This window comes from Streptomyces sp. JH002, assembly GCF_050916115.1.
GTDB classification, from domain to species: domain Bacteria; phylum Actinomycetota; class Actinomycetes; order Streptomycetales; family Streptomycetaceae; genus Streptomyces; species Streptomyces xiamenensis.
Window position 1 is genome coordinate 426,036 of record NZ_CP087989.1, and the last position, 14,578, is coordinate 440,613.

The window sequence follows — 14,578 nt, forward strand, 5'->3', positions numbered from 1 at the left end:
GGTCAGCGCTGCTGCTGGGTCCGGCGGCGGTACAGGAGGACGCCGCCGCTGAGGGCGGCCGCGGTGAGGCCGGCCCCGGTGAGCAGGACGGGCGTGAAGTCCCGCTGGGAGCCGCCGGTGCCGGCCTGGGAACCCAGGGTGGGCAGGGTGGTGGAGTCGGCGGTGGGGGTGGGGGCGCCCTCCTTGCCCGCTGCCGCCGTCGCCGTGCCGGCGGTGGCGGCGGGAGTCGCGGCGGGGGTGGGCGTGGCCGCGGCGGCGACGGTGCTGTTGATGGTGAGGGTGGTACGGCCGCTCTGGCCGCCGCAGGTGAAGGTGACGTCGAAGGTGCTGCCGGGGCGGGCGGCCGGGTTGACGGTGGTGCGGGCGCTCTGGGTCTGCCCCGGGGTACCCAGGCTGATCCGGTCGAAGACGCCGGACTCGGCGAACGCCTCGGCGCCGGTGCAGCCGGTGGCGGTGAGGGTGACGGTGCCGCCGGGCTGGACGGTCTGCGGAGAGAGGGTGAAGGCGAAGGAGTCGCTGTCCTGGGCGGGGGCCGCGGCGGTCAGGGCTATGCCGGTGAGCGCGGTGACGGCGAGGGTGGTCAGGGCGGTCATGGGGGCTCCTCGTCCGGAATGACGGTGTGGCGGGTGTTGCTGGTGGGGCGGGTGTTGCTGGTGGGGCGGGAGGGGCGGTTCGGCTCCGTGTGCTGGGTGACGTTAGGCGCGGTGGGTGGTGTCCGGCCACGCGGATGCGGTGAACGGGTCACCGGATGCGGCCACCCGGGTCAGTGGACGGCCGTCAGGGTGGCGTACACGACGACGTTGCCGGTGTAGCCGGTCTCCGGGTGGTAGCTGCCGCCGCAGGTGAGGACCCGCAGTTCGGGCTGCCCGGTGTCCGCGTAGACCCGCTCGGGGAGCCGGTCCTTGTCGTACACGGCGATGTCGTACACGGTGAAGCCGAGGGTGCTGCCGTCCTCGCGTGTGACGGTGATGGTCTCGCCGGTGCCGAGGGCGCCCAGGGAGTAGAAGACGGCGGGCCCTTCGGCGGTGTCGACGTGTCCGGTGAGGACGGCGGTGCCCCGGGCGCCGGGGGCGGGCGCGTCCGTGAACCAGCCGGCGAGGTGCCCGGCGTCGGAGGGCGGGGCCTGGAGCCAGCCCTCGGGGTCCAGGCCGACCGGGGTCAGGGCGGCGTCGACGCCGATCGCGGGGATGCCGACGCGGGTGGGGGCGACGGAGGGCTGGGGCGGGTGGGCGGTGCCCGCGCCGGCGGCGGTGCCCGGGGCGGAGGGCTGGGGCGGGCCGCCGGCGCCGGTGGCCTGGTGCATCAGCTGGAGGCCGAGGACCAGGGCGCAGCCGAGGCCGGCGGCGGCCAGGCGGGTGCCCCAGCTGTCGCGGTCGGGGGGCCGGTGGGTCGATATGTGCATGGCGGTTCACCGTTGGTGGGGGTCTCCCCCGGTGTGGGGCCGTCAGGCACACGGTAGGGCGCGGGTGGCGGTGGCGCGATTCGGCGGGGTGTCAGCCACCGACGGGGACGCCGGCCTCCAGGTTGAGGGGGCGGCCCCGGGTACGGGCGTGCAGGGCCCAGCGCAGCCGGTCGAAGCGGTTCGGGGAGAGCAGGGTCCGTGCCTCGTCCTCGGTGGTGAAGCGCCAGGCGCGCAGTTCGTCGGCGGGCAGCCGGATGGCGCGGATCTGGTCGGCGGTCAGCCGGCGGCCGTCGAAGAGCAGCCGCAGCCCGCCGGGGCGCGGGGGGCGCGGCGGCTCCCAGTCGACGATGAGGAGATCGGGCCGGGGGGGCAGGCTGAGGCCGAGTTCTTCGGCGACCTCGCGCACGGCGGCCCGGGCGGGAGGCTCGCCCGCCTCGACGATGCCGCCGGGGAACTCCCAGCCGGGCTTGTAGGTGGGGTCCACCAGGAGCACCCGGTCGTGGTCGTCGAACAGGAGCATGCCGGCGGCGAGCGTCTCGGTGCGCGGCGGCGGGGTCTGCACGATGGGGCAGGCGCCCTGGTCGAGGCTGATGGCCTCGGCGATGGCCTCGGCGGTGCGGCGCGGGGTGTGTCCGTGGGTGTCGATGGTGTGCGCGTCGTGGGTGAGCCAGGGCAGTGCGGCGCTGTAGTGGGGCAGTTGGGCGAGTCCGTGCCGGCGGGCGGCGTCGTCGTCGGTGGTGGCGCGACCGTCGATCCGTCCACGCAGGAACGTTTCTTCAAGGTGCAGCAGGAAGTGCCGCACCGCGATCCCCCGGGTGGCCAGACCACCGAAGATCTCATCCCGGTGCTCCTGCCGCAGCAGGGTCATCGGGACGATGAGCGGGCCGGGGATCTCGGACAGCAGAGCGGCGGCGGTGTCCACCACCAGTCTGCGCCAGGACGGCAGTTCACTCACGTCGTCCACCTCGGCCAGGCGCTCCTTGGGGAGCGTGGCGCGCAGGCTGGCGCCGACCAGTTCGGGTTCGTAGAGCCGGCTGCCCGGCAGCAGGTCGATCAGTTCCCGTGCGGCCGTGGTCTTGCCGGCACCGAATGCGCCGTTCAGCCAGATGATCACGGATCCCCCTCCTTTTTCGCCCGTGAGTCAGTTGCCCGCTTGTCCCGGTGTCAAAAACGTGTCCGCGCCTCGGCGGCAGACGGCCGCGGCCCCCACCAGGCCCGCGTCGGTGCCCAGTTGGGCCGGGAGCACCTCGATGCCCCGGACGTACGGCAAGGTGGCGTACGTGTGAAGCGCCTCGCGCAGCGGGGTGAACAGCACCGCGCCGGCCTGGCTGACGCCACCGCCGACGACGACCACGTCCAGTTCGACGAGGGTCGCGGTGGCGGCGATGCCGGCCGCCAGGGCCCGCGCCGAGCGGGCGAAGGCCGCCCGGGCCACGGGGTGCCCGGTGCGGGCGTCGGCGGCTACGGCGGCGGCGGTCGGTTCGGCCCCGGCGGGCGGCTGCCAGCCCGCCGCGGTGGCCCAGCGGGCGATGTTGGTGCCGCTGGCGATGCGCTCCACGCAGCCCCGGCCGCCGCACGGGCAGACTTCTCCGTCGAGGTCGACGCTGATGTGCCCGATGTGGCCCGCGTTCCCGGTGGGGCCGGGGTGCAGGGTGCCGTCCAGGATCAGCCCGCCGCCCACGCCGGTGGAGACCACCATGCACAGGGCGTTGTCGTGATCGCGGGCGGCGCCGCGCCAGTGCTCCCCGGCGGCGATGGCGTTGCCGTCGCCGAGCAGGGTGACCGGCAGGGCGCCGGTGGTCGCCCGGACCCCCGCCACCAGCGGGAAGTCGCGCCAGGCGGGGATGTTGACGGGGCTGACGGTGCCGGTACGGACGTCCACGGGGCCCGCGCTGCCGATGCCGATGGCACCCACCCGCCGCCAGCGCTCGTCCGCCATCAGGGCGGTGAGCGTGCCGGTGACGGCGGCCAGCACCCGCTCCGCGCCCTCCCGGGCGGGGGTGGGCCGCTGGGCGCGGGCCAGCAGGGTGCCGTCGCCGTCCACGAGGGCGGCCGCGACTTTGGTGCCGCCGATGTCCACGGCTGCGACAAGATCCAGGTCCATGAGGGGGAAGCCTGTCCGGAACGGGGCGGGTTGTCCAGAGCGGTCAGCCGGGTGGGGCCGCCAGGGTGCGCAGCGCGTCGGGGCCGGCCCCGGTGGCGGCGGTGACCTCGGCGCCGTCCAGTGCCCCGCAGTGCAGCCCGCGCAGCAGGAAAGCGGCCAGCGCGCGGGCGGTGGCGGGTTCGTCGAGCACGGTGCGCTCGCCGTTGCCCGTGCCGCCGAGATAGGCGGCCAGCCGGCGGGCGGCACCGGGCAGGCCCTGGCGGTAGAAGGTGTAGACGGCGGCGTAGCGGGTGGGCAGGTGGCCGGGGTGCATGTCCCAGCCCTGGTAGTAGGCGCGGGCCAGGGACCGCCGGACGAGGGCGTGGTGGTGGCGCCATACCTGGTGCACCTGAGCGGTGTCCCCGGTGGGCAGGAGATTGGTGGAGCCGTCGGACAGGCGCACGCCGGTGCCGGCCGCGGCGGCCTGCATCACGGCCTTGGCGTGGTCGGCGGCGGGGTGGTCCGGGGCCTGGTGGGCGGCGCTGACGGAGCAGGCGGCGCTGTAGTCGAAGGTGCCATAGTGCAGGGCCGCCACCCGGGTGGGGGCCGCGGCGATCAGCCGGGCGACGGTGGCGCGGCCGTCGGCGCCGAGGATGGCCTGGGTGGTCTCGATCTGGACCTCGAAGGTGAGGCGGTTCGCCGGCAGTCCGGTGGCGGTCTCGAAGGCTTCGCACAGCCGGGCCATGGCGGTGATCTGGTCGGGGTGGGAGACCTTGGGGAGGGTCAGGCGCAGTTCCCCGGGCAGTGGTCCGTCCTCCAGCAGGGCGCTGAGGAAGAGATCGAGCGTGCGGATCGCCCGCTCGCGTACGGGGGCTTCCAGGCTCTTGAAGCGGATGCCGATGCCGGGTGGGGCGATGCCCCGGCGGCGGGCGGTGGCGATGTGGGCGGCGGCACGCAGGACGTCCGCGTCCTCCTCGGTGTCGGGCCGGCGGCCGTAGCCGTCCTCGAAGTCGATGCGGAGGTCCTCGACGGGCTCCCTGGTGAGCTTGGCGCGGACCCGGTGGTGGATCTCGCCGGCGAGGTCCTCGGGCAGGCCGAGGACGGCGGCCAGGGCGGCGGGGTCGGGGGCGTGGGTGTCCAGCAGCGCGAGGGCGGCGATGCCCCATTCCCGGGCGGTGTCCGGCGCGAAGCGGTCGGCGGGTACGTAGACGGTGTGCACCGGTTGCCGGGTGGCGGCCTCGCCGGGGTAGTGGCGGGCCAGATGGGCGTCGACGCCGGCGAGGGAGGCGTCGACGGCGCGGCGGGTGGCGGCGGGGATGCTGGTACGGGCCTGACGCTGATCCACCGGCGGCTCCTCGGCCCGTCGTTCAACAGTTCGTTGAACGAAGCTAACCGGCGCGCGGGGGAAAGACAACGGCGCCCGCCGTGCGGCGGGCGCCGTTGTCCTGGACCGGGTGCGTGGCCCCTGTGGGGCGGCCGGGTCAGCCCTTGCGGGCCTTGATCTCCTCGGTCAGCTTGGGCAGGACCTCGAAGAGGTCGCCGACCACGCCGTAGTCGACCAGCTCGAAGATCGGGGCCTCGGCGTCCTTGTTGACGGCGACGATCGTCTTGGAGGTCTGCATGCCGGCCCGGTGCTGGATCGCGCCGGAGATGCCCGCCGCGACGTACAGCTGCGGGGACACGCTCTTGCCGGTCTGGCCGACCTGGTGCGAGTGCGGGTACCAGCCGGCGTCGACGGCGGCGCGGGAGGCGCCGACGGCGGCACCGAGGGAGTCGGCGAGGGCCTCGATGACGGCGAAGTTCTCGGCGCCGCCGACGCCGCGTCCGCCGGAGACCACGATGGCCGCCTCGGTCAGCTCGGGCCGGCCGGTGGACTCGCGCGCGGTGCGGGAGGTGACCTTGGTGCCGGTGGCGGCGTCACCGAAGGTGACGGCGAGCGGCTCGGCGGTGCCGGCGGCCGGGGCGGCCTCGGGGGTGGCGGAGTTGGGCTTGACCGTGATGATCGGCGTGCCCTGGGTGACGCGGGAGGTGGTGGTGTAGGCGGCGGCGAAGACCGACTGGGTGGCCACCGGCCCCTGGTCGTCGGCGCTCAGGTCCACGGCGTCGGTGATGATGCCGGAGTCCAGCCGCACCGCGAGCCGGGCGGCGATCTCCTTGCCCTCGGCGGAGGAGGGCAGCAGGACGGCGGCCGGGCGCACCGCGTCGTGGGCGGCCTGGAGGGCGTCCACCTTGGGCACGATCGCGTAGTCGGCGAACTCGGGGGCGTCGGCGGTCAGGATGCGGACGGCGCCGTGCTCGGCGAGGACGCCGGCGGCGGCGTCGGCCCCGGCGCCCAGGAAGACGGCGACCGGGTCACCGAGGCGGCGGGCGAGGGTGAGCAGTTCGAGGGTGGGCTTGCGGACGGCGCCGTCGAGGTGGTCGACATGGACGAGGACTTCAGCCATGGTGATGTCTCCTGCGGAAGGTGCGGGCGGCGGACGAGGGGCGGGCGGCGGTCAGATGAACTTCTGGCCGGCGAGGAAGCCCGCCAGCTGCCCGGCGCCCTCGCCCTCGTCGGTGACGATCTCGCCCGCGGTGCGCGCCGGGCGCTCGGTGGCGGAGATGACCTCGGTACGGGATCCGGCCAGGCCCACCCGCTCGGCGTCCAGGTCGAGGTCCTCCAGGTCCAGGGCTTCCACCGGCTTCTTCTTGGCGGCCATGATGCCCTTGAAGGAGGGGTAGCGGGCCTCGCCGGACTGGTCGGTGACGGAGACGACGGCGGGCAGCTGGGCGCTCAGCCGCTCGGTGGCGGCGTCGCCGTCACGGCGCCCGGTGACGGTGCCGCCGGCGACGGTCAGCTCGGACAGCAGCGTCGCCTGGGGGACGGAGAGCCGCTCGGCGAGCATGGCCGGCAGCACGCCCATGGCGCCGTCGGTGGAGGCCATGCCGCACACGACGAGGTCGTAGCCGATGTGCTCGATGGCCTTGGCCAGGACGAGGGAGGTGCCCAGCGCGTCGGTGCCGTGCAGGTCGTCGTCCTCGACGTGGACGGCCTTGTCGGCGCCCATGGACAGCGCCTTGCGCAGCGCGTCGGCGGCGTCCTCGGGGCCGACCGTGAGCACGGTGATCTCGGCCTCCTCGCCGGCCTCGCGGGCGCTCTCGGCGATCTGGAGGGCCTGTTCGACGGCGTACTCGTCGAGTTCGGACAGCAGGCCGTCGACGTCGTCGCGGTCCAGTGTCCAGTCCTCGGCGAAGTGCCGGTCACCGGTGGCGTCGGGCACGTACTTCACACAGACAACGATCCTCAGGCTCACGCCGGCTCCTCTGATCACCCGGTTGTTACTGGTCAGTAAACCCAGCCTATATGCCGCCATCAAGCATGCCGCAATGTGACCTGCGCTACGCGTCGGTGGGACCGTCGGCCGGGTCGCGGACCGCTTCGCCCAGCGCGGCGATGACGTCGGCCTTGCGGGGCATCCCGGCCGCGCGGCGCACGGTGCGCCCGGTGGCGTCCAGGACCAGTACGGTGGGGGTGGCGGTGATCCGCAGGGCGCGCACCGTCTCCAGGTGGGCCTCGGCGTCGATCTCCACGTGCCGGACACCGGGGACCATGGCGGCGACCTGCGTGAGAACGCGCCGGGTGGCCGCGCAGGGCCGGCAGAAGGCGCTGGAGAAGTGCACCAGGGTGGCCCGCTCCCCCAGCGGACCCGCGACGCCGAGCACGGCGGGGGTCAGCGGCTGCTCACGGCGCCCGCTCCCGGTCATCGTCACTCTCCGTCCGCCCCGGTCGGTTTCCCGGGCTAGCCAATCACACCGGAATCGGGGCACTATCTGCGGATGCCGGAAGTTACGGCAGCGTAGGTTGTGCGCGGTCACCACGACCGCACGAATGAAGGGTCCCGCATGGCAGAGCTTGTCTATCCGCCGGTCGTCGCCGCCGCCAGAACGCTGTTCAAGGCGCTCGATCTGCGTCTGGACATCGCCGGCAGCGAGCATGTGCCGACGTCCGGTGGTGCCGTGCTGGTCAGTAACCACATCGGGTACCTGGACTTCGTCTTCGCCGGATTCGCGGCCAGGCCGTCCAAGCGGCTGGTGCGCTTCATGGCGAAGGACTCGGTGTTCAAGCACAAGATCTCCGGACCGCTGATGCGCGGCATGAAGCACATACCGGTGGACCGCAAGCAGGGCGAGCACGCGTTCCAGCACGCGCTGGAGGCGCTGCGCGGCGGGGAGATCGTCGGAGTGTTCCCCGAGGCGACGATCTCGCCCTCGTTCACGCTGAAGAAGTTCAAGTCGGGCGCGGTGCGGATGGCGCAGGAGGCCCAGGTCCCGGTGCTGCCGGTCGCCCTGTGGGGCACCCAGCGGGTGTGGACCAAGGGCCGCAAGCGGGACCTGCGCCGCCGCCACTACCCGATCACCATCCGGATCGGCGAGCCGATGACCGCCGACCCGGCCGAGTCGGCGGTGGCGCTGACCGAACGGATGCGCGAGCGGATGCAGGGGCTGCTGGAGGCGGCCCAGGCCGCGTACCCCGAGGGCCCGCGCGGTCCCGAGGACACCTGGTGGCTGCCGGCGCACCTGGGCGGTACGGCACCGGAGCCGCGGCAGGCGTGACACGGCGTCCGCCCGCCCGGACGCACGGTCCGGGCGGGCGGTGACGCGCGGGGCGCGGACGCTCAGCGCGCCATTTCCTCGCGCAGGGCCGCCAGGAAGGCGTCGACGTCCTCGCGCGTGGTGTCGAAGGAGCACATCCAGCGCACATCGCCGGCGTTCTCGTCCCAGAAGTAGAACCGGTGGCGCTTGCGCAGCCGCTCGGCGGCCTCCCGGGGCAACCGGGCGAAGACGGCGTTGGCCTGGACCGGGTAGAGGATCTCCACACCCTCCACGTCCGCCACCCCCGCCGCCAGCCGGGCGGCCATCGCGTTGGCGTGCCCGGCACTGCGCAGCCACAGGTCACCGGCCAGCAGCGCCTCGAACTGGACGGACACGAACCGCATCTTGGACGCGAGCTGGAGGGACAGCTTGCGCAGGTGCCGCATGGCGCGCACCGAGTCCGGGGAGAGGACGACCAGGGCCTCCCCGTACAGCAGGCCGTTCTTGGTGCCGCCGAAGGAGACGACGTCGATCCCCGCGTCGGTGGTGAGGGCGCTCAGCGGCAGGTCCAGGGCGGCGGCGGCGTTGGCGAGCCGGGCCCCGTCCAGGTGGACGGTCATGCCGCGCTCGTGCGCGTGGTCGGCGATGGCCCGCAGCTCGTCGGGGGTGTAGAGGGTGCCCAGTTCGGTGCTCTGGGCGAGCGAGACGACCTGGGGCATCGCCCGGTGCTCGTCGTCCCACCCATGCGCCTCGCGGTCGATCAGGGCGGGGGTGAGCTTGCCGTCCGGGGTGGGCACGGTGAGCAGCTTGATGCCACCCACCCGCTCGGGGGCGCCGCCCTCGTCCACGTGGATGTGCGCGGTGTCGGCGCTGATGACGGCGCCCCAGCGGTCCGTGAGCGCCTGGAGCGCGACGACGTTGGCGCCGGTGCCGTTGAAGACCGGGAAGGTCTCGGCACGGGCGCCGAAGTGGCGGCACATCACGTCCTGGAGATGGCGGGTGTAGTCGTCGTCGCCGTACGCGCCCTGGTGCCCGCCGTTGGCCAGCGCGAGGGCGGCGAGGATCTCGGGGTGGGTGCCGGCGTAGTTGTCACTGGCGAAGCCGCGCACGCTCGGATCGTGGTGACGGCGGGCGTCGGTGTCGGTCACGGCTGGGGGGTGAGCCACTGGCGGGTTCCGTTCACTTCCTCGGTGGGCCTGCTCCACAGACCGGTGACGGCCTCGGCGAGGTCGGTGACATCGGTGAAGCCGGCGAATTTCGCTCCCGGGCGCTCGGCACGCAGGGCCTCGTGCACCAGGGCCTTGACGATCAGGACGGTGGCGGCGGACGGCGGAGGGCCGCCGGCGTCGGTGCCCGCCTTGCGGAAGCTGTCGGCCAGGGCCATGGTCCAGGCCTCCGCGGCGGCCTTGGCGGCGGCGTAGGCGGCGTTGCCCGCGGTGGGGCGGGTGGCGCCGGCGGCGGAGACCAGGACGTAGCGGCCGTTCCCGCTGCGGGCCAGGGGGCCCTCGAAGGCGAGGGAGGTGTGCTGCACGGTGCGGATCAGCAGGTCGTGCAGCACGTCCCAGTCGGCGAGGTCGGTGTCCGCGAAGGAGGCCGAGCCGCGCCAGCCGCCGACGAGGTGGACGAGGCCGTCGATCCGCCCGTACTCCTTCTCGGTCCTGGCGGCCCACTGGCGGGCGGTGTCCAGGTGGAGGAGGTCGACGGTGTCACCGGTGACGGTGGCTCCGCCGTGGGCGAAACGGGCGGCGTCCACCGCGGCGGCCAGGCGTTCGGGGTCGGCGTCGGCGGCCACCACGGTGGCTCCGGCGCGGGCCAGGCTGAGCAGGGTGGCGGCGCCGGCCGGTCCCGCCGCCCCGGCGACGGCGACGACCGCGCCGTCCAGGGGGCCGGTGGTGGGCGCTGCGTCGGTGTCGGTCATCGTCCCTCGCTTCCTCGGGGCTCTTCCATCATGGCCCGGCGCCCGGTCAGGCCGCCTGTCGGACGGGGGTGTCCGCCGTGATGCCCCGGGTGGATTCGATCACCTTGCGGAGCTTCTTGGCCAGCGCCTCGTAGAACAGGCTGAGCGGGAACTCGTCCGGCAGGACGTCGTCGACGAGCTTGCGCGGGGGCTGGCTGAGGTCCAGGGCCTCGGGACCCTTGGCCCAGGTCGAGCCGGGGTGCGGGGAGAGGTAGGCGCTGACCAACTCGTACGCCTTGAACCAGTGGACGATCTTGGGGCGGTCGATGCCCAGCCGGTACAGGGTCTCGATCTCCTCGCGCAGCCGCACGGTCAGGGCGCGGGCGTGCTCCCAGTCGATGCTGAGCCGGTTGTCCGTCCACTGGAGCGCGCCGTTCTGGTGAAGGTAGGCGAACAGCAGCTGGCCGCCGAGGCCGTCGTAGTTGCGGTTGCGGGCGCCGGTGACGGGGAAGCGGAAGATCCGGTCGAGCAGGATGGCGTACTGGACGTCGCGGGCCTGGGGCAGGCCCTCGCGTTCCAGCCGGACCGCCTCGTGGAAGGCGGTGAGATCGCAGCGCAGCTCCTCCAGGCCGTACATCCAGAAGGGCTGGCGCTGTTTGATCATGAAGGGGTCGAACGGCAGGTCGCCGTGGCTGTGGGTGCGGTCGTGGATCATGTCCCACAGGACGAAGGTGTGCTGGGTGCGCTCCTGGTCGGTGAGCAGTCCCTGGGCGTCCTCGGGGAGGGCGAGGCTGGTGACCTCGCCGGCGGCGGCGACGACCTTGCGGAAGCGGGCGGCCTCGCGGTCGCAGAAGATGCCGCCCCAGCTGAACCGCTCGGGGGCCTCGCGGACCGCGATGGTCTCCGGGAACAGCACGGCGGAGTTGGTGTCGTAGCCGGGGGTGAAGTCCTCGAAGGTGATCCCGAGGAACATCGGGTTGTCGTAGCGGGTGCGCTCCAGTTCGGCGAGCCACTCGGGCCACACGACGCGCACCACGACGGCTTCCAGGTTGCGGTCGGGGTTGCCGTTCTGGGTGTACATGGGGAACAGCACGAGGTGCTGGAGGCCGTCGGCGCGGTGCTCGGCGGGCCGGAAGGCGAGCAGCGAGTCGAGGAAGTCGGGGACCCCGAAGCCCTCGTCCGCCCAGCGGCGCAGGTCGCTCTCCAGCGCCCGGTGATAGGCGGCGTCGTGCGGCAACAGAGGTGACAGAGTCCGCAGTTCGGTGATGACGCGCTCGATGTCGCGCTCGACGGCGGCGCGGGGCGGGGCTCCCTCGGCGTCGAAGTCGATGGAGCCGTCCGGCGACTGGGCGGGGCGTACGGCTTCGACGGCGTGCTTGAGCCGGGGCCAGGCCGGGTGGTCCACGACGCGGGCCGCCGGGGTCGGCGGATACTCCTCGGCGGTGGTGGGGGCCAGGGTTTCCGGCATGATCACTCCTCCACAAAAGATCCTCGCGTACTTGCACCGTATCCGGGGAAGGTCTGTCGATCAAGCCGAGATCCGGGAAATTATGCGGCGACAGCATGTTTAGACAAAAACTTTTCCTGCCCTGGTGGGTGTTGCGGGCGCCTCGCGCGGTGTTCAGCGGGGCGTCACCGGGCGCCGCTACGGTGGCCCCATGTCACTCATGATCGTCGGGCACCGCGGGCTGATGGGCGTGGAGCCGGAGAACACCCTGCGGTCCTTCGTCCGTGCCGAGCGGGAGGGCGTGGACGTCATCGAACTGGATCTGCATCTGAGCAAGGACGGCGCGCTGGTGGTGATGCACGACGCCGACGTGGACCGCACCACCGACGGCGCCGGGCCGGTCGCCGACCACACCGCCGACGCGCTGCGCGAACTGGACGCCGGCCTCGGGGAGCGGGTGCCCCTGTTCGAGGAGGTGACCGAGGCGGTCGCCCTGCCCCTGCAGGCCGAGATCAAGGACCCGGCCGCGGCGACGGCACTGGCGGCCGTCATCACCGCCCGCGGGCTGGCCGGGCGGGTGCGGGTGATCTCCTTCCACGACGAGGCGCTGCGCACCGTCCGCGGCCTGCTGCCCGAGCAGCCCATCGGCCTGGTCACCGGACGTTCCACGGACACCGCCGCGGAACGGGCCCGGGAGCTGGGCGCGGATCTGGTCTCGGCGGAGCTGCCGCATCTGACGCGGGAGGCGGTGGACCGGTGCCGGGCGCTGGGCCTGGAGGTGATCAGCTGGACGGTCAACACCGGCGAGGACCTGGCGCGGGTGCGCGAACTGGACCTGGACGGGGTGGTGACCGACCGGCCGGAGATCGTGGCGGAGCTCAGCCGCCCAGCGGCTTGACCAGCCGTTCGAATTCCAGGTCGGGCCGGCGCGGGAGGCCGAAGCGCTCGTCACCGTACGGGAACGGGGCGCACTCCCCCGTCCTGGTGTAGCCGCGGCGCTCGTACCAGGCGATGAGGTCGGTGCGGGCGGTGATCACCTGCATCTCCATCCGCTCCACCCGCCAGACGGTACGGGCCGTCCGCTCGGCGTGGGCCAGCACGGCCGCGCCGATGCCGGCGCCCTGGGCGGTGGGGCTCACCGCGAACATCCCGAAGTAGGCAGCGCCCGGGCCCCGCGGGTCCGGGCGGTGCTGCAGCTGACAGCAGGCCAGCAGCGGGGCGGGCCCGGCGCCGGTGTCCTTCGGCAGGGCGACCGTCACCACCAGTCCGGCCGGGTCGCCGATGGCGTCCCGGACGCCCTCGGGGTCGGTGCGCTGTCCGTCCAGCAGATCCGCCTCGGTGGTCCAGCCCGCGCGGCTGGACTCCCCCCGGTAGGCGGATTCCACGAGGGCGACGAGCGCGGGCACATCGGCCTCGGTCGCCGTCGCGAAGACCAGTTCTGCTGCTGCTGTCACAGCGGTCCATCGTACGCGCGTGCCCACCGCTCACCCCCCCCGCGCTCCCAGCGCTTCCGTGCGCCGTCGTAGCCCGGCGGGGGCGCGGGCAGGGAACGGGGGGCGGACATCGGGAGGGGTGCGATGCACGAGGGACCGGTGGTGGTGGGGTGGCTGTTGGTGGCCCTGTGCGGGAGCACCGGACTGTACTGCCTGTACCGGGCGGCGACCGGTCCTGGGCGGGGAGCGCGGCGGCCGGCGGGCGTCGAGGGGGCCATGGGCCTCGGCATGGCGGTCATGGCGGTGCCAGGGGCCGGAGCGGCGGCGCCGGGGCAGGCGTACGTGGTGTTCTTCGGCGTGCTGGCGGGCTGCTCCGCCCTGCTGCGGGCGCGGCCCGCGCACCGGGCCCACCACGTCGTGGAGGCGCTGGCCATGGTGTACATGGGGCTGGCGATGCTCGGCCCGGCGGGACACGGTGCGGGCGGCGTGCCGGTGCTCACCGGGGTGCTGCTGGCGTACTTCGCGCTGTACGCGCTGCGGACGGGTGCCCTGGTGGTGCCGGTGCTGCCCGCGCCGGTGGCGGCGGGAGCCGGACCGGTGGCCGGCGGCGGGGCGGAGCCGGCGGAACGGTCGCCGGAGGTGGCGGAACGGTCGCCGGAGGTGGCGGCGGGCTGCCGGCTGGCGTTGTCGCTGGGGATGCTGGTGATGCTGGTGTCCATGTGAGGACGGTGTGGGACGGATCACCCCGGCGCCGGGCGGGAGCGGGGCGGCCTCTAGGCTGACGGGCATGGTGATCGCGCTCGCGTTGCTGGTGCTGGGTGGGCTCGCCGCGGCGACGGCGCCGCGCGTGCTGGCCAGGGTTTCCTGGCCGGACCGCGAACCGGTGCTCGCGCTGTGGGTGTGGCAGTGCGTGGTGGTGGCCGTGCTGCTGTGCTGTGTGCTGGCGATGGCGCTCAGCGGGGCGGCGGCCTGGCACGGGGTGCGCGGCCATGTCTTCGCGCCGGCCCCGGCCCCGGTGATCGAGGCGTACGCGCTCCACCCCGACGGTCAGCTGTGGGCGGCGGTGCTGGCCGTCCTGCTGGCGGCGGGCGGGATCTGGACGGCGGTGATGCTCACCCTCCAGGTACGGCAGGCGCGCGCGGCGCGCCGGGCCCGAAGGGCGCTGCTGCGGGAGCGGGCGCCGCTGCTGCCGGGTGAGAGCGCCACTTGGAACGATGCCGGGGAACGGCTGATCGTGCTGGAGAGCGAGCGGCCCGACGCCTGGCTGCTGACGGACGGCGCGGAGCGGCGGCTGGTGATCACCACGGCGGCGCTGCGGCGGCTGACCGGGCGGCAGCTGGACGCGGTCCAGGCGCACGAGGACGGGCACGCGCGGGCGCGCCATCACTGGCTGGTGCACTGCGCGGGCGCGCTGGCCGACGGTTTTCCGCGGGTGCCGGTGTTCGCGGGGTTCCGGGACCAGGTGCACCGGCTGGTGGAGCTGGCGGCCGACGACGCCGCGTCGCGGCGGTTCGGGAGGCTGACGACCGCGCTGGCGCTGGTCGGCCTGAACGAGGACCGCGGGGTCTTCGCCTCCCCCGCCCACCGCGCGCAGCTTCCGCACCGCGTCCATCGCCTGCTGACGCCGTCCCGGCGGCTGACCCCGGCCCGGCGCCTGCGGCTGACGGCGATCGCCGCCCTGGTTCCGGCCGTGCCGCTGCTGCTGGCCTTCGCCCCCGGTCTGAGCGCGCTGGGCGGCTGAGCC

The 14,578-nt window shown here is 74.0% G+C and carries 16 protein-coding genes; 4 read left to right on the forward strand and 12 right to left on the reverse strand.

What is annotated here, in order from left to right; translation table 11 throughout:
• Nucleotides 1-2: 2 nt before the first annotated feature.
• The 8 genes from H7827_RS01760 to H7827_RS01795 all read right to left on the reverse strand — a co-directional run bounded on the left by H7827_RS01760 (nt 3) and on the right by H7827_RS01795 (nt 7,229).
• Nucleotides 3-593: a hypothetical protein gene (locus tag H7827_RS01760; protein WP_432742069.1), complete on the reverse strand. Its 591-nt coding sequence runs from the start codon at nt 591-593 to the stop codon at nt 3-5.
• Nucleotides 594-763: 170 nt separating this feature from the next.
• Nucleotides 764-1,402 (reverse strand): class F sortase, encoded by a 639-nt coding sequence (locus H7827_RS01765; RefSeq protein ID WP_030731937.1) that lies wholly within the window; start codon nt 1,400-1,402, stop codon nt 764-766.
• A 91-nt stretch (nt 1,403-1,493) separates the two neighbouring features.
• Entirely contained in the window at nt 1,494-2,516 is a 1,023-nt protein-coding gene (locus tag H7827_RS01770; RefSeq protein ID WP_432742071.1) for an NUDIX domain-containing protein, read from the reverse strand.
• Between the two features lie 27 nt (nt 2,517-2,543).
• Nucleotides 2,544-3,506: an ROK family protein gene (locus H7827_RS01775; RefSeq protein ID WP_432742073.1), complete on the reverse strand. Its 963-nt coding sequence runs from the start codon at nt 3,504-3,506 to the stop codon at nt 2,544-2,546.
• A gap of 43 nt (nt 3,507-3,549) precedes the next feature.
• Nucleotides 3,550-4,830, reverse strand: a complete 1,281-nt coding sequence (locus H7827_RS01780; protein ID WP_432742075.1) for a DUF6986 family protein — start codon at nt 4,828-4,830, stop codon at nt 3,550-3,552.
• A gap of 136 nt (nt 4,831-4,966) precedes the next feature.
• Nucleotides 4,967-5,929, reverse strand: coding sequence for an electron transfer flavoprotein subunit alpha/FixB family protein (locus H7827_RS01785; protein WP_432742077.1), 963 nt, complete (start codon nt 5,927-5,929; stop codon nt 4,967-4,969).
• Between the two features lie 51 nt (nt 5,930-5,980).
• Nucleotides 5,981-6,778: an electron transfer flavoprotein subunit beta/FixA family protein gene (locus H7827_RS01790; RefSeq protein WP_046725219.1), complete on the reverse strand. Its 798-nt coding sequence runs from the start codon at nt 6,776-6,778 to the stop codon at nt 5,981-5,983.
• A gap of 85 nt (nt 6,779-6,863) precedes the next feature.
• Nucleotides 6,864-7,229, reverse strand: coding sequence for a thioredoxin family protein (locus H7827_RS01795; RefSeq protein ID WP_432742079.1), 366 nt, complete (start codon nt 7,227-7,229; stop codon nt 6,864-6,866).
• 138 nt (nt 7,230-7,367) lie between these two features.
• Here H7827_RS01795 and H7827_RS01800 point away from each other — a divergent pair, with 138 nt between their 5' ends.
• The gene (locus tag H7827_RS01800; protein ID WP_432742081.1) at nt 7,368-8,078 is read left to right on the forward strand and encodes a lysophospholipid acyltransferase family protein; all 711 of its coding nucleotides are present in this window, start codon (nt 7,368-7,370) and stop codon (nt 8,076-8,078) included.
• A 62-nt stretch (nt 8,079-8,140) separates the two neighbouring features.
• On the opposite strand, the gene H7827_RS01805 is transcribed toward H7827_RS01800, so the two are convergent.
• From H7827_RS01805 to H7827_RS01815, 3 genes are read right to left on the reverse strand one after another with little or no spacing between them, the layout of a single operon-like run.
• Complete coding sequence (locus H7827_RS01805; RefSeq protein ID WP_432742083.1) at nt 8,141-9,205, reverse strand: threonine aldolase family protein; 1,065 nt, start codon at nt 9,203-9,205, stop codon at nt 8,141-8,143.
• Nucleotides 9,202-9,975: an SDR family NAD(P)-dependent oxidoreductase gene (locus H7827_RS01810; protein WP_386536325.1), complete on the reverse strand. Its 774-nt coding sequence runs from the start codon at nt 9,973-9,975 to the stop codon at nt 9,202-9,204. Before H7827_RS01810 ends, H7827_RS01805 begins: the two co-directional genes overlap by 4 nt.
• Nucleotides 9,976-10,021: 46 nt before the next feature.
• A complete protein-coding gene (locus tag H7827_RS01815) occupies nt 10,022-11,422 on the reverse strand; it encodes a DUF6421 family protein (RefSeq protein WP_386536322.1) in 1,401 nt (466 codons plus the stop codon).
• A 190-nt stretch (nt 11,423-11,612) separates the two neighbouring features.
• Here H7827_RS01815 and H7827_RS01820 point away from each other — a divergent pair, with 190 nt between their 5' ends.
• Nucleotides 11,613-12,299, forward strand: a complete 687-nt coding sequence (locus H7827_RS01820; RefSeq protein WP_432742086.1) for a glycerophosphodiester phosphodiesterase — start codon at nt 11,613-11,615, stop codon at nt 12,297-12,299.
• On the opposite strand, the gene H7827_RS01825 is transcribed toward H7827_RS01820, so the two are convergent.
• Complete coding sequence (locus H7827_RS01825; protein ID WP_432742088.1) at nt 12,280-12,855, reverse strand: GNAT family N-acetyltransferase; 576 nt, start codon at nt 12,853-12,855, stop codon at nt 12,280-12,282. The genes H7827_RS01820 and H7827_RS01825 overlap by 20 nt on opposite strands.
• Nucleotides 12,856-12,978: 123 nt before the next feature.
• Between H7827_RS01825 and H7827_RS01830 the strand changes: the two genes are divergently transcribed.
• Both H7827_RS01830 and H7827_RS01835 read left to right on the forward strand, forming a co-directional pair.
• Nucleotides 12,979-13,557 carry a DUF5134 domain-containing protein gene (locus H7827_RS01830; RefSeq protein ID WP_432742090.1) on the forward strand — a complete coding sequence of 193 codons (579 nt, stop codon included), beginning with the start codon at nt 12,979-12,981 and terminating at the stop codon, nt 13,555-13,557.
• A gap of 64 nt (nt 13,558-13,621) precedes the next feature.
• Nucleotides 13,622-14,575 carry a M56 family metallopeptidase gene (locus tag H7827_RS01835; protein WP_432742092.1) on the forward strand — a complete coding sequence of 318 codons (954 nt, stop codon included), beginning with the start codon at nt 13,622-13,624 and terminating at the stop codon, nt 14,573-14,575.
• Nucleotides 14,576-14,578: the final 3 nt, after the last annotated feature.